We start from the raw sequence: 23,979 nt of genomic DNA, 5'->3' as shown, positions 1-23,979 counted from the left end.
GGCTAGTCCTTCTCGCTGGTATCGACCGAAGCGCCGCCGCCGTGGCTGTCGCCGCCGCGCAGCGTGTGGGCGGCGACGCTCGCGCCGTGGCTCATCGTCTGGCGTTGTTTCATCGACTTCGCCCAGGCCGGCGGGCCGGACGTGCCGGATGGTTCCGGCGCGGCGGACGTGGCCGCTGGTGCGGAGGTCGCGGCGCGGCCGGATTGGTAGCTCTGCTTCATCGAGGCGGCGGCGCGGCGCAGCGGCGACATGGCGGCGCTTCCCGCCGCCTTGCCGACGCCGCCAAGGCCGCCGGCCACCGAAGCCGCGCCCGACTTGCCCGCCGATCCGGCCGAATAAGCGCCGGAGGCGGCGCCCGCGGCGCGGGCTCCGCCCGTCGCCATGCCGCCGATCGCGCCGGCTGCGGCCCCGGCCGCGAGGCGCGCACCGGCGACGCCGCCCATGATCGCGCCGCCGGCCGCGAGCGCCGTTCCGGCGGCCGCACCGGCTCCGAGCGCCGGACCGCCCGAAACGATGCCGTTGGCGATGCCGGGACCGAAGATGGAGAGGCCAAGCAGTGCCAGCGCCGCGAGTGCGATCGCCATCACGGTTTGGGCGTTCGGCGTCGCCCCGAGACCCGTGGGGGTGAACTGGCTGAACAAGGTGGTGCCGATGCCGGTGATGACGGCCAGCACCAGCACCTTGATGCCGGTCGAGACGATGTGGCCCAGCACCTTCTCGGCCATGAAGGCGGTGCGATGCCAGAAGGCGAACGGCAGCAGCACGAAGCCGGCGAGCGTCACCAGCTTGAACTCGATGATCGTGATGAAGACCTGCACCGCCATCACGAAGAAGGCGAGCACGACGATCACCCAAGCGAGCATCAGGACGATGATGGCCGCAAGATTGGCGAAGACCGCCCAGATGCTGCCGTATTCCTTGGTCGCATCGACCAACGGCTGGGCGGCGGTCAAGCCGGCCGCGGCGATGCTGCCCGGCTTCATGAAGTCGGCGAGCGCCATGCCGCCGCCACTGGCCTTGAGCCCCAGCCCGGCAAAGCTCTGGAAGACAATTGTGGCCAGGTTCGAGAAATTGCCGATGATGAAGGCGAACACGCCGATGTAGAGGGTTTTCTTGATGAGGCGCTGCAATACGTCCTCGTCCGCGCCCCAGGCCCAGAACAGACCCGCGATGGTCACGTCGATCACGATCAGCGTCGAAGAGAGGAAGCCGACCTCGCTCCCGAGCAACCCGAAGCCGCTGTCGATGTAGCGCGTGAAGGTGTCGAGGAAGGTGTCGATGACGCCGGTATTCATGGCCGTGCTCCCGTCTTAATGGGGAGCGCCGCCGCGTCCTGCGGCTCGCCCTGTCCCTGCGCTGCGACCTGATCCGCTGTGCCGACCGTCTCGGCGGACGGGTCGTTCTGGCCAAAGAAGCGACGGCGGTTCGCCGCCCACGCCGCCTCACACCCCGCATCGGGCATGGTGAGCGTGGCGCAGCGGTCCAGCTCGCGCGCGAGCGGATCGGAGGCCGCGGCGACAGGCGGTGCGTTCATGTCCGCCGGAGCAGGCTGGTCCCGCTTCGTCGTGCCGACGATCACCACCGCCATCATCATGCCGGCGAGCGCCGCGACGCCCGCGATCTTGAGGTTGCGCGAGGGCATCGGTCGTCAGTTGCCGTTGTCGAAGAAGCGGCTGAACCGCTCGCGGCCGTCCGCCTCGATCTGCGTCTGGCGGGCCATTTCCAGCGCCTGCGCGCGCGACTGCGCAGCGGCCAGCGCGGTCAGGTCGGCGATCTGCTGTGACTGGAGCGCGAGAAGCTGATTGCCTGCCTGTGCCGCCTGGAGCGCGCCGGTCGCCGACTGGCTGGCGGAAACCAGGCCGTTCATGCTGGTGCGGGCGCCGTCGATATTGCCGACGACGCCGGCCTGAACCCTCATCGTATCCTGAAACGCGGCGACGCTGGTTTTCCAGCTCTCCTGCGCGTTGGCGACCATCTGCGCGTCGGAGGTCGAGGCGGTGGCGCCATTGTAGCGGGTGGTGAACGCCTGATCGATCGACTGGACGCTGTAGGCGATGCGCTGGGCGTTGTTGAGCAACTGCTGGGTGCGCTGGATTTGCGCCTGCAAGGTCGCCAGCGTGCTGTATGGCAGCGAAGCGAGGTTCTTCGCCTGATTGATCAGCGAGGTGGCCTGGTTCTCGATCTGCTGGATCTGGTTGTTGATCTGTTGCAGCTCGCGCGCGGCGGTGAGCACGTTCTGGGCGTAGTTGGTCGGATCGAACACGATGCCGCTGCCGAATTGCGCGTAGGCCGGCATGGGCATCAAGGCCGGGGCGACGGCCGTTGCAGCGAGAACGCCTGCCATCAGGGCGCGGCGGATCGGCGAAGATTTCATGGTTCGATCTCCATGTCAGGCATGAGGGGAAGTTCAGGCTGGCGCTCCCGCGCCTCGTGCGGATCGGCGGGCGCGAAGGCGGGCAGCAGGTCCGCCGCCCAGGCGACGCCGCGCTCGCGCAGCCACGCGGCGGCGAAGCCATCGTGGCCGTGACGGTCGATCAACTCGGCGATCAGGCGCTGATCGGTCTTCGAGGAGGCCGCCGCGAAGGCCAGCGCCACCTCGCCCAGCCCCAGCTCGAACAGCCGGTTGCCGCGCGCCGACTGGCAGTAATAATCCCGCTTGGGGGTCGCCCGCGCGATGATCTCGATCTGGCGGTCGTTGAGGCCGAAACGGCGATAGACGGCGGTGATTTGCGGCTCGGCGGCGCGCTCGTTGGGCAGGAAGATGCGCGTCAGGCAGCTCTCGATGATGGCCGGCGCGATGGCCGAAGTCTCGATGTCAGCGAGGCTCTGCGTGGCGAAGACGACGCTGGCGTTCTTTTTCCTGAGCGTCTTGAGCCATTCGCGGAGCTGCGCCGCGAACTCCGGGCTATCCAGGACCAGCCAGCCCTCGTCGATGATGATGAGCGTCGGCGAGCCGTCCAGCCGGCCCTCGATGCGGTGGAACAGATAGGCGAGCACCGCCGCGGCCGATCCGGCGCCGACCAGGCCCTCGGTCTCGAACGCCTGCACCCTGGCCTCGCCCAGCCGTTCGGTCTCGCCGTCGAGCAGGCGGCCCCACGGCCCGCCGACGCAATAAGGCGCCAGCGCCTGCTTGAGCTGCTGGCTCTGCAAGAGCACCGCAAGGCCGGTCAGGGTGCGCTCGGGCGCCGGCGCGCTGGCGAGCGAGCCGAGGGCCGACCAGATATGCTCCTTGGCCTGCGGGTCGATGGTGACGCCTTCGCGGGCGAGGATCGCGGCCAGCCATTCGGAAGCCCAGGTTCGCTCTGCGGGATCGTCGATGCGGGCGAGCGGCTGGAGCTGCACGCCCGTCTCGCTCTCGTCGGAGAGGCCGCCGCCGAGATCCTGCCAGTCGCCGCCCATCGCCAGCGCGGCCGCGCGGATCGAGCCGCCGAAGTCGAAGGCGAAGACTTGCGAGTCCGGGTAGCGGCGGAACTGCATCGCCATGAGCGCGAGCAGCACCGACTTGCCAGCACCTGTCGGCCCGACGATGATTTCGTGGCCGACATCGCCGACGTGAAGGGAAAACCGGAACGGGGTCGAGCCTTCGGTCCGTGCATAGAGCAACGGGGGCTGTCCGAAATGCTCGTCCCGTTCCGGCCCCGCCCATACCGCTGACAGGGGGATCAGGTGGGCGAGATTGAGCGTCGAGACCGGCGGTTGCCGGACGTTGGCATAGACGTGGCCCGGAAGACTCCCCAGCCATGCCTCGATCGCGTTCATGCCTTCGGGGATCACGGTGAAGTCGCGGCCCTGAATGACCTTCTCGACGAGCCGCAGCTTCTCGGATGCCACCGCCGGGTCGCGGTCCCACACCGTCACGCTGGCGGTGACGAGGGCGAGGCCCGCATAGTCGGCGCCCAGCTCCTGCAAGGCGGTGTCGGCGTCGGCGGCCTTGTTCGAGGCGTCGCTGTCCATCAGAACCGACGCCTCGTTGGTCATGACTTCCTTGAGGATCGCCGCGACCGACTTGCGCTTGGCGAACCATTGCCGCCTTATCTTCGTAAGCAGCTTGGTCGCGTCGGTCTTGTCGAGCATGATCGCGCGAGTTGCCCAGCGATACTCGAACGCCATCCGGTTCAGCTCGTCGAGCAGGCCGGGAAAGGTCACACTCGGGAAGCCGATGATGGTGAGCGTTCGGAGGTGATGATCGCCCAGCTTCGGTTCGAGGCCGCCGGTCAGCGGCTCGTCGGCGAGCAGCGCATCGAGATGGATCGGCGTCTCCGGCACGCGGACGCGCTGGCGCCGGGTCGAGATGGTGCTGTGCAGGTAGGTCAGCGTCTCGGCGTCATCGAGCCAGCGGACTTCGGGGACGAAACCTTCAACCAGATGGAGCACGCGGTCGCTGCGGTCGATGAAGCCCTTGAGCAGCTCCCAGGGATCGACGCCGCTGCCTGAGCGGCCCTCGTAAAGCCAGCCTTCGGCGCGCGCCGCGTCCTCGGCCGGCGGCATCCAGGCGAGCGTCAGATAGTAGCGGCTCTCGAAATGCGTGCCTTCCTCGCGGAACTGTTCGCGCCGCTCCATGTCCACCAGCGCCGAGGCCGGATCGGGAAACTCCGAATCCGGGTAGGCGAGCGCGGGCGCGCGCTGCGCCTCGACGAAGATCGCCCAGCCCGAACCGAGCCGGCGCAGCGCGTTGTTTAGCCGCGCCGTGGTCGCGACCAGCTCGGCGGGCGTCGCGCTGTCGAGATCGGGACCGCGAAAGCGCGCCGTGCGCTGGAACGATCCGTCCTTGTTGAGCACCGCCCCTCCGCCGACCAGCGCCGCCCAGGGCAGGAAGTCGGCGAGGTGCGCGGCGCCGCTGCGATATTCGCGCAAGCTCATCATCGGGCCGCCCTCACACCCGGAGCCAGGTCGGATAGCGGAGGTGGCGTCGCGCCACGTCCACGAACTGCGGATCGCGGCGCGCCGACCACACGCCGACCGCATGGCCGGCCGCCCAGAGGACGAGGCCCGCGATCCAGAGGCGCAGGCCAAGGCCAAGCGCGCCCGCGAGCGTCCCGTTGAGGATCGCGAGGCTGCGCGGCGCGCCGCCGAGCAGGATCGGCTCGGTCAGCGCGCGATGCACCGGCGCGATGAAGCCGGCGACGGGTTCGCCGATGTCCCCCGCCAGCGCCATCAGACCAGCGCCCCGCCGCTGAACGAGAAGAAGCTGAGGAAGAAGCTCGACGCGGCGAACGCGATCGACAGGCCGAACACGATCTGGATCAGGCGGCGGAAGCCGCCGCTGGTGTCGCCGAATGCGAGGCTCAGGCCGGTGACGATAATGATGATGACCGCGACGATCTTGGCGACCGGCCCCTGGATCGATTCGAGGATCGAATTGAGCGGCGTCTCCCACGGCATCGACGAGCCCGAGGCATAAGCGGGAGCGGAAATCGCGAGTGCGACGGCGCTGGCCGAGGCGGCAAGCATGGCGCGGCGTGCGCCATGCCGAAGGGCATGGATCATGGCAGGTCTCCCGGTTGGGTTTGGACAAAAGGCGTGAGGCGGTAGTCGCCGGTTGCGGGGTCGAGCCCCTCGACGCGGGCCAGCTCGGCGAGCCGGCGGCCAGCGCCGTCGCGGACCAGCACCGCGATCAGGTCGATGGTCTCGGCGAGCAGCGCGCGCGGGACCGTGACGACGGCCTCCTGGATAAGCTGTTCCATCCGGCGCAGCGCGCCGAGCGCGGTGCCGGCATGGATGGTGCCGATCCCGCCGGGATGGCCGGTGCCCCAGGCTTTGAGGAGGTCGAGCGCCTCGGCGCCCCGCACCTCCCCGATCGGGATGCGGTCGGGGCGCAGGCGAAGCGACGAGCGGACGAGATCAGAGAGCGAGACCACGCCGTCGCGCGTCCGCATGGCGACGAGGTTGGGTGCGGCGCATTGCAGCTCGCGCGTGTCCTCGATCAGCACGATCCGATCGGTGGTCCGCGCGACTTCCGCGAGCAGCGCGTTGACCAGCGTGGTCTTGCCGGTGCCGGTGCCGCCGGCCACTAGAATGTTGGCGTGGTCCGCCACGCCGGCGCGCAGCGCCCCGGCTTGCGCGCCCGACATGATCCCAGCCGCCGCATAGTCGTCGAGCGTGAACACGGCGACGGCGGGCTTGCGGATCGCGAAGGCCGGAGCCGCGACGACGGGCGGCAGCAATCCCTCGAACCGTTCGCCGCCTTCCGGCAGCTCGGCGGATACGCGCGGGCTTCGCGCGTGAACCTCGACGCCGACATGATGGGCGACCAGGCGGACGATCCGCTCGCCATCGGCGGCGGCAAGCATCATGCCGGTGTCGGAGATGCCCTGACCCAGCCGATCGACCCACAGGCGGCCGTCCGGGTTCAGCATCACCTCGATGACGGTCGCATCGTCCAGCCACGCCGCGATGGACGGTCCCAGCGCCGTGCGCAGCATTCGCGCGCCGCGTGCCCTGGCTTCGGAACGGATCGGCTGGACGGTCAAGCAACGGCCCCTGATTTGAGCCGAGCGAACCGCCGCTCGACCTCAGGGGCACATCAAGAGAACCGCAAAAGCAGTGGGAGCAACACTTATGTCGAGGCGTAGTAGAGGCGGCGGCAGATAAGTGTCGAAGGCGGAATCAAGGTCGCCCGGCCAGAACTCCAATCGTCACGATGGCGCTCAATTTCAGCCGACAGGGATGCCGAGCGAGGCTTCCAGCCTTCGAGTCGGCGTTCACGTCACATGACCGCTTCAGTCGGATTCGATCCGGTCCAGGATCGACGCGATTTCCTCCCAAGACCGACGATTGCAGTTCGGCACGCTCAGCATTTCGCGCTCGAACTCAGCACGATCGGAGCGCAGGAAGTCGCTTACGGTGTGGAAGCCGCAGTTCATGAGCACATTGTAGGTGCGCCAGCTCCACGGAAGATCGCTGATCTTGGTGGAAGCCTTAATTTTCGTCTCCACGGGCGACGTTGGCGAAAGCCTGCAAGGCTCGTCACGAACCGCATTATGAACGAGCTGCCCCGCCCGGCTCGCGCTCACGCCTAATGTCTCGCCGATTTCCCGCAGGGTCATGCCCGAGCGGCGCATCGCCAGAGCCTCTGCTCGGCGTTGTCTTGCGTCAGTCCCGGAATCGACGTCTGCCATCGGGACGCCATAGTCGATCGCTCCGGCTCCGTCTCGACGGTCCCGACTTATCGCCATATTCGGCCGGCATTATAGGGCGGTCTCCTTGTCACTCCCTCGCTCGACATCCTCGCCGATCTCGTCGAGCAGACTCTTGCCGCTGGCGTAACGTCGCCCGAGCGTCTCGACGAACCCCTCGTAGCGTTTGCGCCCTTTCACCTGGGCGGCCGCCTGATCCTCGTCGGGAAGCGGCGGTGTGACCGACAGCCAGAAGCGCACGAATAGCGCCAATGCCTCGGTGGCAAGGCCGGTATTGCGTTCGAGCCGCTGGACCTGACGGGTCAGCCGATCGAGCCGGCGCGCGAAGGCGGCTTCGAGCCGGTCGGACCCATCCGGCGACAGATACGACGCCACCGCCGCTTCGACGATCGCCGAGCGCGAGATGCGCCGCCGGATCGCCAGTTCGTCCACCTGACGGGCCAGCTCCGGCGGGAAATAGACGTTGAGCCTCACGCGCATCGTTCGCTCCTACAGATCGAGGCCATCACCGGGATCGAGCGACGCCTGGCGTGCAATCCCGCGCATCTGCTGGCGTCGGGCGGCCGCCTGCCGCGCCGCATCCTCCGGCTCGTCATCGACGACCGAGAACTCCTGCGCGGGCGACCGCGTGTCGGTCGTTTCCTTCACGATGGCGACATGATCGGGCAGCTCGGGTTCACGCCGCAGCCCGCCATTGGCGGCATCCTCCTGTTCGCGGGCGATGCGGGCGAGCGCCTGTTCGTCGGCCTGCGCGACGCGGCCGGTCCAGTCGTCTGCGCGCGGCGCCGAAGGTTCCGGCTCCGGCGGCGGCGTGATCCGCGCCATGAACCGCGCATCCTGATAATAGCGCGCCTTCTTGGCCCGCACCGGATGGACACCTGCGACCATGACGATCTCGTCGTCCGGTGGAAGCTGCATGACCTCTCCGGGGGTGAGAAGCTGGCGGGCCGTCTCGGAGCGCGATACCATGAGATGTCCGAGCCACGGCGAGAGGCGATGCCCTGCATAGTTCTTCATCGCCCGCATCTCGGTCGCGGTGCCGAGCGCATCCGAAACCCGCTTGGCGGTCCGCTCGTCATTCGTGGCGAAGCTGACGCGGACATGGCAGTTGTCGAGGATCGCGTTGTTCGGGCCGTAGGCTTTCTCGATCTGGTTGAGCGACTGCGCGATCAGGAACGCCTTGAGCCCGTAGCCCGCCATGAATGCCAGCGCGCTTTCGAAGAAGTCGAGCCTGCCGAGTGCCGGAAACTCGTCGAGCATAAGCAGCACGCGATGGCGGTTGCCCTTCGGGTTCAGTTCCTCGGTGAGCCTGCGGCCGATCTGGTTGAGGATCAGGCGGATAAGCGGCTTGGTCCGGCTGATGTCGCTCGGCGGCACGACGAGGAAGAGCGTCACCGGCCGGTCGCCTTTGACAAGATCCGCTATGCGCCACTGGCAAGTGCGGGTGACGGCGGCCACCACCGGATCGCGATAAAGGCCGAGGAACGACATGGCGGTGGACAGCACGCCTGAGCGTTCGTTGTCGCTCTTGTTGAGCAGTTCGCGCGCGGCGCTGGCGATCACGGGATGAACGCCCGCCTCGCCGAGATGTGGCGTCGCCATCATCGCGGCCAGTGTCTGCTCGATCGTGCGGCCCGGATCGGAGAGGAAGGCGGCGACGCCCGCCAGCGTCTTGTCGGGCTCGGCGTAGAGGACGTGGAGGATCGCGCCGACCAGCAGCGCATGGCTGGTCTTCTCCCAGTGATTTCGCTTCTCCAACGACCCTTCCGGGTCGACCAGCACGTCGGCGACGTTCTGCACGTCGCGCACCTCCCACTCGCCGCGCCGCACCTCCAGCAGCGGATTGTAGGCGGCGGAACCTGCGTTGGTGGGATCGAACAGCAGCACCCGACCGTGCTGCGACCGAAACCCGGCGGTGAGCGTCCAGTTCTCCCCCTTGATGTCGTGGACGATCGCCGAGCCCGGCCAGGTCAGCAACGAGGGCACGACAAGGCCGACGCCCTTGCCGCTGCGGGTCGGCGCGAAGCACAGCACATGCTCGGGGCCGTCATGGCGCAGATAATGGATGCCGAGCTTGCCCAGCATCACGCCATCCTCACCCAGCAGCCCGGCGGTCCTGATCTCGCGCAGCGTCGCCCAGCGGGCCGAACCGTAGGTCTCGGCATTCTTCGCCTCGCGCGCGCGCCAGACTGACATGGTGATGGCGACGATGATCGCGACGAAACTGCCGGAGGCGGCGATCAGCGCCCCCTTCTCGAAGATCGTCGGCGCATAAGCATCGAAGGCGAACCACCACCAGAAGAAAGCCGGTGGCAGATAGACCGGATACCCCAGCACCATGAACCATGGCCGGCCGAGTTCGGGCTGCCAGGCGAGCGCGGCCGCCGTCCATTGCGTCGCGCTCCAGATCGAGACCAGCACGATCAGGAACACCGCGGCGATCTGGCCCCAAAGGATTTTGGTGGCAGGCATAACGACTCCTTTCAAAGCTAGAGACCGAGGCCGCGCTTGCGGCCGAGCGACCAGTCGATGCCGCCCCCGTCGCGCACGACGCCCGCGACCTGACGCCCAAGCTGTCGTTCGAGGCCCGGCGACCAGGGCACGAGGCTGAACCCGAGGCCCCCATCACCACCAAGGCTCTCGATCATGGCGAAGCGGCCGGAAGCGAGCGTCAGGCGCTGGCGGTATTCCCCCGCCACCTTCACGCCTGTCGCGACCGGCCGGTATGTGCGCCCGGTCCTGCCGGCGATCTCGGCGCCCGCCGCGTCCAGTTCACGGCGGCGGAGCGTATCGAGCAGACCACGCTCGAACACGATGCGCTCGCCGTAGCGACGGGCCAGCCCCTCGCGGACCAGATGATCGGCACGACTGTCCATCGCCCGTTTCACCTCCGCGCCGAAGCCCGCGTCAGCAATGCCGGCACCGCGCTCGATCAGCCGATGATCGAGCCACGTCGCGCCCCGCGCCCCCGCCTGGGCGGTGAGATCGAGATCGGAACGGGTGGCGAGGACCAGCGTCGGCGCCGGCGCGTTCGGCCGGCTTATGGCGCGCAGCTCGACGATGCCGCCGATCGGCGCACTGTGCTCCAGCGCTTCAAGGCCGGGGAAGCGGACATGGTGAGTGCGCCCGTCCGTGCCGTCGATCACGGCATAGGCGGTGCCGGCAACCTCGTCGTGCAGTCCCTTGTCGAGTAGTCGGCCGACGATCGGGCGGGCGGGCGTGGCGCTCACGATCTCGTAGCTGTCGAGCGGGCGCTGCTGGCCATGGTCCTGAAGGGCCTTGCCCATCGTGCGGATGATGTCGCCGCGCGTGCCCAGCTCGCGCAGCCTGGCTTGCGCATCCGGCGCCATCGCCCACTGGCCAGGTTCGGCCTCCGTCGCGAGGCCCATCGTTTCGAGATGCTGGAGGCGGCCGACCATCAGGCGCCGGATGCGCGGATCGTCGGGGCCGGCCCGGTCGGGCCGTAAGTCGATGATGCCCAGCTCGTCGGCGGAACGCCCGATCTCGGTATCGAGCCGGGTCCAGCGCTCCGCCGTCACCTCGCGTTCCAGCCCGCGCTCGATCTCGTGCTCGGGCTTCGGCCCCAACTCCGCGAACGCCAATTCCTCGGCACGCGAACGCAGGTTGTGGCTGATGTATTCGCGGGACATGCGCAGGTCCGCGCCCTGGTCGTCCACGCCGCGCACCAGCAGATGGACATGCGGGTTGTCGGTGTTCCAGTGATCGACCGCCACCCATTCAAGCCGGGTGCCGAGATCGACTTCCATCTGGCGGACGAGATCGCGGGTATATTCGCGCAGGTCCGAAAGCTCGGTCGCGTCTTCGGGCGAGACGATGATCCTGAAATGATGCCGGTCATCCTTGCATCGCTCGGCGAAGGCGCGATCATCGGCGCGATCGGTGTCGGCACCGAACATATGGGCCGGCGATCCCTCGCGGGTGACACCCTCACGCTTGAGGTAAGCCAGATGCGCGGAGAGCGGCGCCATCCGCCCGCGCTGGACAACCGGCAGCACCTTGACGGCGACCCGCCGGCTCGGGGCGAACAGACGGCTGCGCGCAAACGCGGTCCGGCCCCGGCCGAAATTCGATTGCCCCCGCCGGGCGGTGGCGGACCAGCCGTGGCGACGGCCCATGCCCGACTTGGCGGCGGCGCGCAGCACCTCGGCCACCAGGCCGCGCGCGTTGCGCGAGGCCGATACGCTACGCCGGACCTTGCCCGGCCGGATGCGGAACTCGCCGTCCTCGCTCACGGCAGCACCGTTTTCCGGCCGGATTGGCCGGTGGCACTGCGACTTCCTTTGAAATCCTTAGCCTTTTTCTTCCGAGCGGCACGCTCGCCGACCGACGCACCCGCGCCAAATCGCTGAAAGACAAGGGCTTTCAGCGATTTTGGGGTGCGGCTTGTATCTTGCCCTCGTCCCCTCCGACTTCTTCCTGCCCCTTCGCCCTTCAAACCGAGGGGGGCAAACGATCGAAGGAGGCCGCCGGTCATTGCGGTCGGCCCGCGCGGGCGCGGGGAACGAACAGCGTGTCGGCCGGAGCAGCTTCACGCTGCGGAACGGCCTGCGAGCTGTCGGTCGCGGGGCTGACAGACGGCGGCTCAGGCGCCGATGCGGACGCCGTGAACCCGCCACCGGACTGGACGCCGGACATCGCATCCTGCGCACTCGCCACGCGCACGAACAGCGCGGCGCGACGCCAGGCCAACGGATCGGGAAGCGACGCGGCGGCAAGCCGAGTATCGCCGCCCCCGCCCGTGATCGACGCCAGCCTTCCGAGATAGGCGCGGGTTTCAGCGGGCAGTGGACGGCCGCGCGACAGGTAATCGTCGGTGCGTCCGGTCCCGGCGTTATAGGCTGCGAGCATCGCGGTGGCATCGCCGTAGCGGTCGTGCATCTCGCGCAGATAAGCCGTCCCCGCCATGATGTTGTCGCGCACGTCGAAGGGGTCGGCGCCGAACCCGTAGCGTGCGCGCAGACGGCCCCAAGTCGCGGGCATGATCTGCATCAGCCCCATCGCGCCGGCCGTCGAAACCGCGCGCGCGTCGCCGTTGCTCTCGACGCGCATCACGGCCCAAATCCACGCCTCGGGAATGCCGAACCGCCGCGCGGCGTCGGCGACATATCCGGCATAGGGATGATGGGCCGGCGCGCGATCGGCGGAGACATCCTGCGCCGATGCCGCGACCGGCCCGACGCCGGGCAAAAACAGCAGGATCGTCAGCGCCAGAGCCGATCCGACTCCGCTTCTACGCCAACCTGCCAGCGTGCTCGCTGCGGTAAAGGGTGCGCGCAGAGCGCCGGCCGTTGACCGCCCTTGACCTTCGCTGCGCGCGCCGGCCGACCCGCGACCGAGCGGGACGAAGGGATGAGACGGTTTTCCCGCGAACCAGGGGATGATCGAGACGCGCACCGCTTCAATCCTCCTCGCGGCGCTTTTGCGGCCGGTTCCAGCGCAGCGCCCAGGCGCTATCCTCATCGCCGATGCGAAACAGCGCGGCGCGGATCGGCTGCGAGAAGCCGGGATCGTCGAGGCGCAGCGAGACGTAGTCGCCAGCGCGCTCGCCGGTCTCGTTCCAGCCTGCGCCCACCTCCGGGCCATTGTCGGTCTTGCCAAGATGGACACGCCAGTCGGGCGCGTTCTCGCCGTCCTGCGGCTCTGCCGGAACGATGCGGAGCGCCACGTCGAGCGTCATCGTCTCGATCCGGCCCTGAAAACCTTTGGGGGTGCGGGTGAACATGCCGATTTGCATGGGATGGTCCTTTCAGTTGGCGGCTAGGTGCGGGGTTCACGGCTCCAGCCGCGCCACGTCAGCGGCGCGCCGGGGGCATCGCGGGTGAGGATCGGGATTGCGCGGCCGATCACGGTTGAGGCCGGCAGCGAGCCGAAATACCGGCCGTCCAGGCTGTCGGGGACGGCAGGATTGAGCAGCAGCAGTTCGCCGGTCGCCAGTGTGCGACAGCCCTGCCAGACGGGCAGTGGACGGCCGAGCCGGTCGCGCTTGCGCGCAACAGCGACGGGCCGCCGATCGACGCTCACGCTGTCGCCCAGCCGGCAGATGCGCTGTCCTGCCTTGCCGGCGACATGCTTCAGCAGCGGCACGCCTTCGCCCAGGTAATGGCGCTCGGCCATCCAGCGCGCGAGACGCTGGGGCGGCGTGACGGCGACCAGCGCGCCGGGCGGCGGGTCGCGCTCGGGCTCGATCCGGTAGAGCCCGAGCGGCGCGCTGGCGCTGGCGTTCCACAGCACGCGCGGCACGGGATGAATGGCGGCGATCGCAGCGAAAGCAGCCGTGAACCCGGTTGCGGCAGCGACAGTGGCGCGGACATAGAAGCGGCGCGTCATCCCTCGATCTCCCGGCGCTTCAGCCAGGCGTGATGGCGCTCAAGCGTGTAGAGACGCGGCGCTTGTCCGGCGGCGATGCGGTTGGCGACGTGCCGCCAATGGTCGGGCGCGGCGTCGCAGGGATCGACGCCCGCGGCCTCGGTCGCGTCGATCGCCGCGAGCACTTGGCTGACCTTCGGCCAACCCTCGATCTTGAGCAGGATGTCGCCGCCCGGCCGCACGAAGGGCAGCGTCGTGAACGCCTCGCCCGCGCCGACCGCGCGCACGATATCGATGCGCGAGCTGACCGTGCCGTAGTCGTTCGCCGCCCAGCGGACGAAAGCGAAGATCGCGCCGGGGCGAAAGCGGACGATGCGGCGTCGGCGGTCGACAATCTCGTCCGCCGCGACGCGGCCGAACCTGATCCAGTGCTCGATCCGCTTTTCGATCCACGTCAGCTCGACGCAGGTCATGTCGTCATCGGACGGCTGGCGGTGGCGCATGGGTGACGGAGGGACGTTCATCGCCGGCTCCGGGCGATGGCGGAGTCCGCGCGCGGCATGAGATCGTCCTGCCCCGGATCGGAGGTCGAATGCTTGATGCCGATGTCGGCCCAGGCGCGCAGGTCATCGACCGAATAGACGACGCGGCCGCCGATCCGGCGGTAGGCCGGGCCGGTGCCGAAATAGCGGTGCTTCTCAAGGGTCCGGCCCGAGAGGCCGAGAAAGCGCGCGGCTTCGGGCGTTCGCAGGAAGCGGGGCGGCAAATTGGTGGGCGTATCGGACAAATGATGGCTCCTGCGGGCGGTGGCGGCAGGAGGCGTAATTGTCAGAAGGGAGGCGGCCAGGTGGGGTATGAAGATGTGCGGCTGCACGGATGCGACCACCCCCGCCAGGGCAGGCCCGCAAAGATCTGTCAGCGGATACGGAGCAGCTTGCGATAGTCGCCGTTCATCATTGCGATGCCGTCGCGGACCAGGCGCACGACGAACGAACGTGAGGCCGACATCTTCCAGTCGCTCGCCGATAGCCGGATCGCATCGTCGCGGCCCAGTTCGGCAGCGATCTCGCGGTAGGTCGCGCCGGAGTCGCGTAGGTCGAGCGCGCAGAGCATCAGGTCGAGCCGGACAAGCCGATAGGCGGTGAGCGGCCAACCGCGCGGCAGTGGCCCTGGCGCTCGCCCGAGCAGCCGGCGGTGGAAACGCAGCAGGCTCGCGATGCGGGTGATGAAATCCTTGTCGAGCGGGATGACGGCGGCGAGCGGCTGACCGGGCGTCGGCGCGCGGAACCAAAGCCGATGCTCGCCCGCAGCGTCGGCGACGATGACATGGCGTCCGTCGATCCCGGCGAGGTCGGCAAGCAGCGCACCCAGCGCGCGCGGATCGACCGGGGCTGCTGCCTCAAATCCCTCCGGTGCGGCGTCCAGAATGACCGTGACGGCGGTCAGTTCGGGGCGCCAGGCGACCGGCTCCGACAGGTCATCCGGCGCCGTCGCGAAAGGACAACCCCCAGCGCCGCGCGAATGCCGCCTCGGCGGTGTTCCTCGCGACGGCGCCGCTCGCGATGCTTTGCTGCATCTGCGCATGTTCGGCGCGGTAGGTGTGGTTCCTTCGCAGGAATTCGGCAGCTAGATCGGCGCGCCCGAGCGCGCCGGATAGACCATCGGCGCGCCGCTGGCGACGCCGTGGCGGCGTCGGCATGGCATCCTCCCATGTGCGTATCGCACATACTTCAGGGGTGTCATGATGGCGTCGTGATCGCCCCCAGATAGCGCAAAGGTTGCGCTCAGCCATGCCTGTCGCGCGGCGGGACTGACGACTTAATCGCACCAAATCGGACGAAATATTAACGATTTAACGGCGGTTCCGCACCTAGCAGATGTGCATATCCGACCTCTGTCATCCACCTTGCGCGCGCGAGGTGGCTCGCGTGCACCGCCTTCGCCCGTTCGGGTTCGATTGCGGCATCGATACCGAAAATCTCGGCAGCGACGGTGCGCCAGTCTGCGCCCCCATCCTCGGCATCGAGCAGGCGCAGATAGTCCTGCGCATGGCTTTCGTCATACGCCGTCACCTTTGCAGCCTCCGGCGCCTGATCCTTGAACTGGCATCTGCTCATGGCGTTGGTCCCGCCCCGTTAGCCAATCTAGCCGAAATACACCGCCGGGCTATGCGCAAGTCCTGCATCGTTGAATGCACTAATGGCAGAGATAGCGCGCACCAATCAGTGAATACACCTTATATGGGATAAACCGAATAAGTTGTATCGTCCAGTTTGCCGCGCATGGACATGCGGCGCCTCGTGGGATTGAACTTTGCCAGATTGAGGAAGGAGAAGGGCTTTACCCAGGAGCGCTTTGCCGAGACGTCCGGCTTTACCCAACAATATGTCAGCGATCTGGAACGCGGTCGACGTAATCCGACGGTCGTTACGTTGTTTCACCTGGCCTCGGCACTCGGCGTAACGCCGGCCGAACTTGTCGCTGCGACCGATCTCTCCGAGACCGACTAACCTTCATCTGAATTTGCGAGCCGGGCGTCTGCCCGGCGAGCGCGATTGCGACCGCGCGGATCTTGGGACGCGCGGTCGCCGCCGGTCCGCCATGGCGGATCGGCGCGAATTGGCGGAACCGCAGGGCCGACATTTCGGCCCTGCGGTAATGGGGGTCAGGCCGCTTTGAGGCGCTGCATTCCCTCGGCCAAGGTCCAGAGAGCGCGATTGAGCGTCACATTCTGGTCGATACCGTTGATCGCACGGGTCTGGGCGCGGCGGATGCGGCCTTCTGCGTTGCGCCTGCGGCCCTGCAACCCGCCCCGAATGACATTCTCCTGTATCACGTTGAACGTGGTCCACAGGCTGCGGTCGGTGTCCTCGCGGCGGCGCGGCTCGATGATCTGCTCAGGCCGCAACGGGCTTTCGTCCTCGCCATAGCGCGCGACAAGGCTAACCTCGCCGAGCAAGCGCCTTTCGTCCTCGGAAAGCTGAATCCCCTTCATGGTTTCGCTGGCGTCGATCAGCCGGGGGAAATCCTCGGCCACGGTATAAACGCCCTCGATAATGTCATGCTCTATATTGCCCTTGTGCGGAACGCGGACCTCCTCAAACCGCTCGCCCGCAATCATGCTGTTCGTGCAGACGAACCGCAGCATCCCGGCAAACATCTGATAGGCGCTGGTCCCGTCATGGCTGTTGACGATGATGACCTCGGCGGCCTCGGGCTTGCCGATGCCGTCAGCACGGCGCAGGCGCAGCATATGTTTGGCGTGGCCGTGGCGGCTGCCGTCGCGGGGAACGGACTGCACGGCGAAGAACGGGAACCATCCTTCCCGGCGCACCCCCTCCACGATGTCGATGGTCGGAACATAGACGTAGCGATCCGACCGGCTGTCGTGTGCCTCGCGGGCGAAGATGGACGGGACGTGCCGATACAGTGCCTCATTGTCGAGCGGCTCCCTGCCGCTGATCTGGTGGGCATTGCGGCCGAACCGGGTGGCAAGCTGATGATACATGGCTGGACTCCTTGGGCTTGGGTTTCCGCGCAGCGGAGCGCCGCGCTGAAACCCTGCCCGTCGGCGAGACCGGGGGTGCAACCGGAGTGGGCTGCTTCGCGGGGAACCGGCTGCACGGAACGCGAAGCGTGGAGGAAGCTGGGCGGAAGCCGCTCCGAAGGGCGCCAGGGGCAGCGCCCCAAGCCCCTTGTTGTTGTCAAAGCAAGCGCTTCCCGGCGCTAGGTCGTGTTGACATTCAGGATTCCCAAGCAGCGCAAGGTGTGATTCAAGCTGCTGGCTGGGATGGAGGTCAGCATGGATGGATCGACAGGAGCTGAGCGAGGCGGTCTGGGAGCGGATTGAGCCGCATCTTCCGGGGAAGGCGAGCGATCCTGGGCGGACAGGGCGGGACAATCGACTGTTCGTCGAGGCGATCCTGTGGCTGGCCCGATCGGGTGCGCATTGGCGGGTGCTGCCAGCCGAGTTCGGGAAGTGGAACAGCGTCTATCAGCGGTTCAACCGCTGGTGCCGGGAAGGCGTATGGGAACGTCTTTTCAACGCGTTGGCCGATACGCCCGACTGGGAGTACGTGCTGGTCGACAGCACGATCATCCGCGCCCATCAGCACAGCGCCGGCGCCCCTAAAAGGGGGCTGAAGCTGACGCGCTCGGCCGCTCCAAGGGCGGACTGACCACCAAGGTCCATGTCGCAACCGACGCGCTCGGCCTGCCGGTGCGCATCCTGCTGACCGGTGGCGAGCGCAACGACATCACCCAGATCGAGCCGCTGCTCGACGGCATCCGCACCAGCTTCGTCCTCGCCGACAAGGGCTATGACGCCCAGCGTGCCATCGATGCCGCCGCTGGTGCGGGCGCCGTCCCCGTCATCCCGCGGCGAACCTGCACCACCTCGCGCCGCCCGTTCGATGCAATCCTCTACAAGGAACGCAACCTAATCGAGCGCTTCTTCAATAAACTCAAACACTTCCGACGCATCGCAACCCGGTACGATAAGCTCGCCAGAAACTATCGCAGCTTCCTGCTCCTCGTCGCCACACTCAAATGGCTCAGCTGAATGTCAACACGACCTAGCGCTTCGACATCACATATCCCGAAAATGTCAGTCGGCTCGAACCGCATCCTTCTCTGTTCCCCAACGATCTCGGCCCGATCGCTTAGCCGTGGGGAATCATAGACGCGGTCGGCAGGTCATCTGTCGCGGGCGTGCCCCTCGTAGCGGCCGTCCAGATTCCGCTCGAAGAGTACACCCCTTTGTAGTCGAAGCTCTGCCGCCAGCTCATCATTGAGCGTGATGGAAATGCTGGAAAGTTTGAGGGGCTTCCGTCGCCCGACGACGCGGGCATAGACAGTGATCGCATAATCGCCGGGCTCGAACCGATATTCGTCCTCATGGACGGAAAGAACGAAATGATGATTGGCGGCCAGCCCCGCACGGCTGATATATAGACCGCTGCCGGCGGACAGCTTCTCGGTTTCGCCATAACCCCAGAAGCTGAACGTCCGTTCGGTGCCGTTCCTGAGCGCCTTAACATACATGCCTTCGACAACCTGTCCCTGAGCAGCGGTGCTGTAGAGCAGCGTCCGAAGGAAGATCTTAGGTGTGGGTTTTGGCACGATGTCATGGCCGAAAAACACGATCGTCGGCATCGTCATTGCCAAGCGCCCTCGGCGAAGAAGGACCAACCAGAAGGTACCGACCGAAACGGCGAGCGACGCTATGGAAATCGGGACGCTGATCATCTCCATTGTTACATCATGCTCCTGCGGTCTGAGTGGCTTCCGCAATTGCCTTTTGTAATCCGGCCGCGGCTTCAAGGGTCGTCGCGTCGACTAGAGATGCATCCTTGGTTCCGGCGATGCCGATGAGGATGGAAGCGACGGCAGCCGACAAATCCCGCAGTTGCTGCGACCGAAAATCACTGGGGTCGATTTCGTCAAAGTCTATGTCGTCGATGCTTCTGGAGAGCACCGCGAACCAAGGAGCATCGGTTTCCAGGAGCCGCGTGAATTTCTCATATCCGATGATACGGAACCGCCGGACAGAATCCGGGTCTCGTTCAATCATCGCGTCGCCCAGCGCGTCCTGCCAATCGCGATAGAGCAGCGCTTCACGGTAGGACAATCCGCCGACGGCGCGCTCTACGGTTTCTCTTACAACATCGTCATCCGGCGCCTTGCCCCCCGTTTCCTTGGCGAGATACGCGGCAAGACGTCGGCAAATTTCCAACTTTTTATCGACGGGAAGACTCCGAAGGTGATCGGGGTCTGATTTCAGTTTACCCTCAGTGGCTGTGTGAGCCTCCACTTCGAAGCGCATGGCTAGGGCTGCTTGGCAGGTCTGATCGAGCCTTGTGAGATCGATACCCCAAAGGGCGCTAAGTCGCGTCAGGCGATGGAGTTCAACGTGTGGTCCGTCCGCGAGCGCCTTTTGAAAAGCTGCGATCTGCTTTGAAATCGGCGTGGCGACGTTTGTTTTTCCACGCGGCAGGGCACGCAACTCAAGGTTCATCCCCCGAATCCACCCGATCAGCGTCGCGATCCTGTAGAGTGTGCTGATCCGCTTGTAGGCGTTGAAATCTAACGGAAGCGTGGAAGTCTTCAAAAACGCATGCCGCTTGTCGATAAATATTTCTTTCGATCGCCAGACGATCTTCTCGCAGGACTCGCTTAGCGGCGCCAGATACTGACGATATACAGTAGCCTCCGATTGCTCCCTGACGCGCCGTTCTTTCAAACGCTCGAAGAGATAGTCCTTTAATATCGAGACGAGTAGCGCGCTGGTTGCGCCGATGATCGCCGCCCACACGACCATACTGGAAGCAGGCGGCGCTGCGACAGGTAACGGCGTCGACGATGCCTGGACCGCAGCATGTGTGAGTGCAGCCATCGTCTCGGACGCTAACGCGGTTACTGATAGATGAGCCACGATCCCCCCTCGACCCGCAGTAACAGAAGCTCGGCAGAACGTAATCGTCGATTGGGACGGCTTTGCATTTGTCGTCAAGACGGCGTGCTGTTTCGACGAGAATGACGCCCCGCTCCGAGGAGCGGGGCGTCATTGGCTGGTCAGCGCGACCAGATGAGGACGTATTCGCCGGCGGTGTCGCTCTCGGAGAGCGTGGCGTAGACCGGAGCCGGGAAGCTCGGGTCGTCCAGCTTGGCTGAGATGTAGTCGCGGCCTTCGCGGCTGGTCTTCTTCCAGGCCGCGCCGATGTCCATGTCAGCGGTGCTGATGCGGAAGTCGGGGGATTTCTCGCCGTCCTTGTCGACCGGGCGGAGGGTCGCCTTGGTGTTGAGGGTAAGCGTCTTGATGACGCCGGCGAACTCGCCCTTGCTGTTGGCGGTGAAGGTACCGATCGTAGCCATGTCGTATTCTCCTGCTTGCTCGGACCGCGCCCATCGCGGCCTCGATGGCGTTTCGTCGGCTGGGGACGATCGACCGCGCACCCGAAGGGCCGCAGCGCAGCGGAGGATGGCGGAGCGCCGCTTTTTTGCCTCGCGATGCAAAGCCGCAGGCGGCGGAAAAAAGTGGCGATCCGCCATTGCGGGAAGGCGAACGGCCTCGGGCAGACCAGCCATTGGGGAGGCTGTTTGGGCAGCGCCGGGCTAGGAATAGCAGAGGGACAAAGCGATCGTGGCGCACACGCGCGAAACGAGGAGGTCAGTAGCGCCCATCATTCCCGCGAAGATGCTACGCCGGTGCGATGACGAATCACGACTACCAGCGGGAAGACCAAGACCCTCGCGAGGGACTGGCGGAGGAAGGATTGCTCTCGCCCCTGATCGAGGACTGGCGGGCGATCTACATCGAGAATTATGCGCCATGATTCGACCTGGCGCGCGACGTTAATCGTTACGCCACCTGGCTCTTCCAGGAACATCAGGACGCCGGCAATGGTGGGCCGGCTGATGCGCAAGCCCCGACAGCGGTGCGCATGTATGGGCGCGCGATGAACGCGTTCGCGGCATCTGTCATGCTGGCCGAACGCGCCATGGCCATCGAAGCGGCGGGCGCCGTGCGCGCGATCTACGAAGTGGGATTCTGGCTGAGCCTGCTCGCCACCGATCCACTCAAGGCGCTCGAAGCGCTGGAGATCGACGAGCACGACAATGCGATCCAACGGGAGATATTACTTCGCGAAGAGCATCCCTCGGATGCCGCCGTTGTCGCGGCGTCGCTGAAGCGCGAGGCGCATCACGTTGCGAAGCTAGCCAAACGAAAGAGCCTCAGTGTTAAAAAGATCGCCCAGACCATGCCGAAACGGTCGGGTTATCTCGAATATCGTTTGGTCAGCGCTTTTTACGGCCATCTGTCCAGCAGCAGTCTCGATGGCTTGAAGAAGAGAAATGGCAAAGGCGGCGTGACCAATATTCTGGGTCCGTTCGAAACGGAGATCCCGAAAGCGCTGTCCTTCGCGCTCGACGCGATGCTTCGCTGTACCCGCTATTTCGAAGTCATGATGAAGGAAGGCCGGCAACCCGACCGCCTGGAGAAGGCTCACCGCACCTTGCTGGGCCTTCAGGACGCACCTTGATCGAACAGCGGCGGCGCGCGACAAGCGCGCCGCCGCGATTTTTCCGGTCGAAGGATAAGGCCGGAGCCGCTCGCGCGGCCCCGGCCCAATGCCGCTATTCGGCGGCGACGGCAAAGGACGCTTCGCCGTCCTCCCCGACGGTCCCGGCGTCCTCGGCCTCGACGGTCGCGGGCTGCTCCGCCTCCGGCTCGGGCGTCCGCAGGATCGCGGGCAGCCAGCCGGTCCCGGCCAGAAGCTGCTCGGCGGCTTGCGCCATGTCCAGCTTCTTCATGTCCGCGATACGGCGGGCGGCATCCTCCGACACGCCTTCGGCGACGGCCTCCACGATATGCGCCTTGGTGACACGGCCAAGGTAGCTGTCCACGGTAGGTGTCCAGTCCCTCGCCACGTCCAGTGCCAGCTCGGTCGCCAGCCTGTTCGCCGTTTGCAGCGAGCGGGGTTTGCGGTCCCACGGCAGACGCAGTGCGTTGACGGTGCGCGCCGCGCAATGCGCCAGCAACGCAATGCGCTTTTCGTCCGCCAGTCCGACGATGAAGTCCCACAGGTCAGCCACGTCACGCGGCATGCGCTCGGCCCATGCCTCATGCTGCGCGCTCGCCCGCGCCGCCAAGGGCGTGTCTTCGATCCCGTCCGCATGGCTTCCCAGGGGGGTCACGGTCGGACGAACCTCAAGGCAACCGGCCTCGGCATAGCTGTAGAACAGTTGCGCGGTCAGGGTATGGGTCAGCGCGATCAACGCCGTATCGGGCTGATCGGCCAGCGCCACGCGAAGCGCCAGCGTCCGATGCGCGGACAGGTCGCGGGTGAGGCTGTCGGAAATCGGCTTGCCCGGCTCCTCTTCCTCCTCAACGTCCTGCACGTCCTCATCGCCATCCTCCGGCCGCTCGTCCTTCCCGGTCTCCGGGACGGTCGCATCGCCTTCTTCCGGCTCGGGCTGTGGGTCGGCCAGCGCCTCATCCTCGAGCCGCACGAAACCACGTTCGACTCGAACGCTGCCATCATGGTGCAACACGACGAACGCCCCACCATGCGCGATCACATTGGCGTCGTAGGCCGAACGCTTGGCCGAAATCGTGTCGATCTCGTCGGACACCGCCTCCAGCTTCGCCGCAACGTCCTCGGGCATTTCGTCATAGGACGAATAGCCATCGGCAAGCGTATCATACTCGGCGGACAGCGCGTCCAGCCGCGCCTCGTCCTCGTCGGACAGGGCGATGGGCTGCGGATAGAAACGCCGCATCCCGTGGGCATGAGGATAGTCGATATGCGCCTCGGCCCATTTCCAGCCCTCGGCCTGCACCTCGCTCGCAATGTCGCGCAGCTTTTCGGCGGCGAGCATATCGAGCAAGCCCACATCCTCGAAGAACCCGCCACGGTCCTCGCTGAACAGGTCGCGGATGATATTGCCGCCGGCCTCAACATAGGCGTCGGCCCCGATGAATACCGCACGGCGATCATCGGCGGGCACGTTGGCGGCGGTCATGTCGCGCCGGATGATCCAAGGTTCGCGATTGTGATGCAGGCCCTCAAACACTTGCTCCTGCCGGGCATGGTCCTCGGTGATGGCGAAGGCCATAAGCTGATCCAAGGTCAGCCCATCCTCACGATAGACCTGCAACAGCTTGGGGCTGACAGCGCCAAGGCGAAGCCGCTGCTTCACCACGCCCGCCGACACGCCGAACCGCGCGCCGATCTCCTGCGCGCCCCAGCCTTTATCATTGGAAAGCTCCGCAAACCGCTCGAACTGGTCGGCGGGGTGCATCGGGGTCCGGGTCACGTTCTCGTCCAGACTGATCTCGGACGGATCGTTGGCGGTATCCAGCCAGCAGCGCACCGGCTCGGATTTCCTGATCTGCTTGCGCTTGGCGCGCAGCAGCATCGCCAGCCTGCGGCCCTCGCCAGCGGTAACGAGATAATAGCCGGTCGGCGTCCCGTCCTCCTTGGTTTCCGGCTCCACGACAAGGTTCTGGATCAGCCCCTTATGCTGGATCGACGCGGCCAGCGCCTCGATAGCGGCCTCCCCATGCGGCACCTTACGGGCGTTGCGCGGGGACTTCTTGAGCTTGGCGAGCGGCACGAAAATCTCGACGCCCGATACAGGCTCGGCAGCAACGGTTTCGGTAACAGCGTTCATCACACTTCTCCTAAAAACCGCACTCACCCCGGAATGGGGTGGGCGGCGAAGAAGCGACCGGCAGGCCCGCCGACGGAGCCGGGACGCACCCGAAGGGCTGGAACGAAGAGGAAGTAAGCGCGGCCACGCGCGTTGCGGCCCGGCGCGGCGGGCCTAAAGGGAAGCGACGCCCACCCCATCGCGGGAGTGAAACGACACAGCAGCGCGATCGGGCCGGCGCAGCCCTGGCCCGATCTCCGCAGCATTGAATAGCGACAATCCGCGATGCGGATTGCCAACCAGCGCGTCAGCGCCAACCCGCCATGCTGATCGTCACCCGGCAGGGACGAGACCCGTCAGG

28 protein-coding genes are annotated in these 23,979 nt (G+C 66.3%); 4 read left to right on the top strand and 24 right to left on the bottom strand.

Annotation, left to right across the window (positions count from 1 at the left end; translation table 11 throughout):
- Positions 1 to 2: 2 nt before the first annotated feature.
- The 19 genes from trbL to GGR89_RS07145 all read right to left on the bottom strand — a co-directional run bounded on the left by trbL (position 3) and on the right by GGR89_RS07145 (position 15,580).
- Positions 3 to 1,295 carry a P-type conjugative transfer protein TrbL gene (gene trbL, locus GGR89_RS07230; RefSeq protein WP_167712827.1) on the bottom strand — a complete coding sequence of 431 codons (1,293 nt, stop codon included), beginning with the start codon at positions 1,293 to 1,295 and terminating at the stop codon, positions 3 to 5.
- Positions 1,292 to 1,642 carry a putative entry exclusion protein TrbK-alt gene (gene trbK-alt, locus GGR89_RS07225; protein ID WP_167712826.1) on the bottom strand — a complete coding sequence of 117 codons (351 nt, stop codon included), beginning with the start codon at positions 1,640 to 1,642 and terminating at the stop codon, positions 1,292 to 1,294. Before trbK-alt ends, trbL begins: the two co-directional genes overlap by 4 nt.
- Positions 1,643 to 1,648: 6 nt before the next feature.
- The gene (gene trbJ / locus GGR89_RS07220) at positions 1,649 to 2,374 is read right to left on the bottom strand and encodes a P-type conjugative transfer protein TrbJ (protein WP_167712823.1); all 726 of its coding nucleotides are present in this window, start codon (positions 2,372 to 2,374) and stop codon (positions 1,649 to 1,651) included.
- Positions 2,371 to 4,863 (bottom strand): conjugal transfer protein TrbE, encoded by a 2,493-nt coding sequence (trbE, locus tag GGR89_RS07215; RefSeq protein ID WP_167712821.1) that lies wholly within the window; start codon positions 4,861 to 4,863, stop codon positions 2,371 to 2,373. The genes trbJ and trbE overlap by 4 nt, the downstream gene beginning before the upstream one ends.
- 10 nt (positions 4,864 to 4,873) lie before the next feature.
- Entirely contained in the window at positions 4,874 to 5,155 is a 282-nt protein-coding gene (locus GGR89_RS07210) for a VirB3 family type IV secretion system protein (RefSeq protein ID WP_167712819.1), read from the bottom strand.
- The gene (locus GGR89_RS07205) at positions 5,155 to 5,487 is read right to left on the bottom strand and encodes a TrbC/VirB2 family type IV secretion system protein (protein ID WP_167712817.1); all 333 of its coding nucleotides are present in this window, start codon (positions 5,485 to 5,487) and stop codon (positions 5,155 to 5,157) included. Before GGR89_RS07205 ends, GGR89_RS07210 begins: the two co-directional genes overlap by 1 nt.
- Positions 5,484 to 6,470: a P-type conjugative transfer ATPase TrbB gene (gene trbB / locus GGR89_RS07200; RefSeq protein WP_167712815.1), complete on the bottom strand. Its 987-nt coding sequence runs from the start codon at positions 6,468 to 6,470 to the stop codon at positions 5,484 to 5,486. Before trbB ends, GGR89_RS07205 begins: the two co-directional genes overlap by 4 nt.
- A 249-nt stretch (positions 6,471 to 6,719) precedes the next feature.
- Positions 6,720 to 7,118, bottom strand: a complete 399-nt coding sequence (locus GGR89_RS07195; protein WP_167712813.1) for a DNA-directed RNA polymerase subunit alpha C-terminal domain-containing protein — start codon at positions 7,116 to 7,118, stop codon at positions 6,720 to 6,722.
- Positions 7,119 to 7,187: 69 nt separating this feature from the next.
- A complete protein-coding gene (locus GGR89_RS07190; RefSeq protein WP_167712811.1) occupies positions 7,188 to 7,616 on the bottom strand; it encodes a ribbon-helix-helix domain-containing protein in 429 nt (142 codons plus the stop codon).
- A 9-nt stretch (positions 7,617 to 7,625) separates the two neighbouring features.
- The gene (locus GGR89_RS07185) at positions 7,626 to 9,608 is read right to left on the bottom strand and encodes a conjugal transfer protein TraG (RefSeq protein ID WP_167712806.1); all 1,983 of its coding nucleotides are present in this window, start codon (positions 9,606 to 9,608) and stop codon (positions 7,626 to 7,628) included.
- Positions 9,609 to 9,625: 17 nt separating this feature from the next.
- Positions 9,626 to 11,389, bottom strand: a complete 1,764-nt coding sequence (locus GGR89_RS07180) for a DUF3363 domain-containing protein (protein ID WP_167712804.1) — start codon at positions 11,387 to 11,389, stop codon at positions 9,626 to 9,628.
- Between the two features lie 238 nt (positions 11,390 to 11,627).
- The gene (locus tag GGR89_RS07175) at positions 11,628 to 12,551 is read right to left on the bottom strand and encodes a lytic transglycosylase domain-containing protein (RefSeq protein WP_086129738.1); all 924 of its coding nucleotides are present in this window, start codon (positions 12,549 to 12,551) and stop codon (positions 11,628 to 11,630) included.
- A 4-nt stretch (positions 12,552 to 12,555) separates the two neighbouring features.
- Complete coding sequence (locus tag GGR89_RS07170) at positions 12,556 to 12,891, bottom strand: DUF736 domain-containing protein (protein WP_086129737.1); 336 nt, start codon at positions 12,889 to 12,891, stop codon at positions 12,556 to 12,558.
- Positions 12,892 to 12,914: 23 nt separating this feature from the next.
- A complete protein-coding gene (locus tag GGR89_RS07165; RefSeq protein ID WP_086129736.1) occupies positions 12,915 to 13,484 on the bottom strand; it encodes a S26 family signal peptidase in 570 nt (189 codons plus the stop codon).
- Positions 13,481 to 13,987, bottom strand: a complete 507-nt coding sequence (locus GGR89_RS07160; RefSeq protein ID WP_086129735.1) for a DUF2840 domain-containing protein — start codon at positions 13,985 to 13,987, stop codon at positions 13,481 to 13,483. Before GGR89_RS07160 ends, GGR89_RS07165 begins: the two co-directional genes overlap by 4 nt.
- Complete coding sequence (locus tag GGR89_RS07155) at positions 13,984 to 14,250, bottom strand: helix-turn-helix transcriptional regulator (RefSeq protein ID WP_015459426.1); 267 nt, start codon at positions 14,248 to 14,250, stop codon at positions 13,984 to 13,986. The genes GGR89_RS07160 and GGR89_RS07155 overlap by 4 nt, the downstream gene beginning before the upstream one ends.
- 128 nt (positions 14,251 to 14,378) lie before the next feature.
- Entirely contained in the window at positions 14,379 to 15,047 is a 669-nt protein-coding gene (locus GGR89_RS07150; protein ID WP_200888830.1) for a DUF2285 domain-containing protein, read from the bottom strand.
- Complete coding sequence (locus GGR89_RS22255; protein WP_086129734.1) at positions 14,941 to 15,162, bottom strand: transcriptional regulator domain-containing protein; 222 nt, start codon at positions 15,160 to 15,162, stop codon at positions 14,941 to 14,943. Before GGR89_RS22255 ends, GGR89_RS07150 begins: the two co-directional genes overlap by 107 nt.
- 145 nt (positions 15,163 to 15,307) lie before the next feature.
- Entirely contained in the window at positions 15,308 to 15,580 is a 273-nt protein-coding gene (locus tag GGR89_RS07145; protein WP_086129733.1) for a DNA -binding domain-containing protein, read from the bottom strand.
- A gap of 171 nt (positions 15,581 to 15,751) precedes the next feature.
- On the opposite strand from GGR89_RS07145, the gene GGR89_RS07140 reads away from it, so the two are divergent.
- Positions 15,752 to 15,973: a helix-turn-helix domain-containing protein gene (locus GGR89_RS07140; protein WP_425338744.1), complete on the top strand. Its 222-nt coding sequence runs from the start codon at positions 15,752 to 15,754 to the stop codon at positions 15,971 to 15,973.
- Positions 15,974 to 16,128: 155 nt separating this feature from the next.
- Here the strand turns inward: GGR89_RS07140 and GGR89_RS07135 are convergent, their stop codons facing one another.
- On the bottom strand, positions 16,129 to 16,971 hold the full coding sequence (locus GGR89_RS07135) for a DUF932 domain-containing protein (protein ID WP_086129731.1): 843 nt from the start codon (positions 16,969 to 16,971) through the stop codon (positions 16,129 to 16,131).
- Between the two features lie 298 nt (positions 16,972 to 17,269).
- Here GGR89_RS07135 and GGR89_RS07130 point away from each other — a divergent pair.
- Positions 17,270 to 18,024 (top strand): IS5 family transposase gene (locus tag GGR89_RS07130; RefSeq protein WP_167712802.1). Its coding sequence is split into 2 segments (ribosomal slippage): positions 17,270 to 17,603 and positions 17,603 to 18,024, totalling 756 coding nucleotides; the frame shifts between segments, so codons are not numbered across the junction.
- Positions 18,025 to 18,158: 134 nt separating this feature from the next.
- Here the strand turns inward: GGR89_RS07130 and GGR89_RS07125 are convergent.
- The 3 genes from GGR89_RS07125 to GGR89_RS07115 all read right to left on the bottom strand — a co-directional run bounded on the left by GGR89_RS07125 (position 18,159) and on the right by GGR89_RS07115 (position 20,336).
- The gene (locus GGR89_RS07125) at positions 18,159 to 18,716 is read right to left on the bottom strand and encodes a hypothetical protein (protein ID WP_086129730.1); all 558 of its coding nucleotides are present in this window, start codon (positions 18,714 to 18,716) and stop codon (positions 18,159 to 18,161) included.
- A 7-nt stretch (positions 18,717 to 18,723) separates the two neighbouring features.
- On the bottom strand, positions 18,724 to 19,857 hold the full coding sequence (locus GGR89_RS07120) for a hypothetical protein (protein WP_137861103.1): 1,134 nt from the start codon (positions 19,855 to 19,857) through the stop codon (positions 18,724 to 18,726).
- Between the two features lie 179 nt (positions 19,858 to 20,036).
- Positions 20,037 to 20,336 carry a DUF736 domain-containing protein gene (locus GGR89_RS07115; RefSeq protein ID WP_086129728.1) on the bottom strand — a complete coding sequence of 100 codons (300 nt, stop codon included), beginning with the start codon at positions 20,334 to 20,336 and terminating at the stop codon, positions 20,037 to 20,039.
- Between the two features lie 338 nt (positions 20,337 to 20,674).
- On the opposite strand from GGR89_RS07115, the gene GGR89_RS22620 reads away from it, so the two are divergent.
- Both GGR89_RS22620 and GGR89_RS07110 read left to right on the top strand, forming a co-directional pair.
- A complete protein-coding gene (locus tag GGR89_RS22620; protein WP_256924155.1) occupies positions 20,675 to 20,797 on the top strand; it encodes a hypothetical protein in 123 nt (40 codons plus the stop codon).
- Positions 20,798 to 20,905: 108 nt separating this feature from the next.
- Positions 20,906 to 21,505, top strand: a complete 600-nt coding sequence (locus tag GGR89_RS07110) for a DUF5677 domain-containing protein (RefSeq protein WP_086129727.1) — start codon at positions 20,906 to 20,908, stop codon at positions 21,503 to 21,505.
- A 94-nt stretch (positions 21,506 to 21,599) separates the two neighbouring features.
- On the opposite strand, the gene GGR89_RS07105 is transcribed toward GGR89_RS07110, so the two are convergent.
- Positions 21,600 to 23,639, bottom strand: a complete 2,040-nt coding sequence (locus tag GGR89_RS07105; RefSeq protein ID WP_086129726.1) for a ParB/RepB/Spo0J family partition protein — start codon at positions 23,637 to 23,639, stop codon at positions 21,600 to 21,602.
- Positions 23,640 to 23,979: the final 340 nt, after the last annotated feature.

Source organism: Sphingomonas trueperi (genome assembly GCF_011927635.1).
GTDB classification, from domain to species: domain Bacteria; phylum Pseudomonadota; class Alphaproteobacteria; order Sphingomonadales; family Sphingomonadaceae; genus Sphingomonas; species Sphingomonas trueperi.
The sequence above is the reverse complement of the archived record's forward strand: the minus strand, read 5'-3'. Positions and strand labels throughout refer to the sequence as shown.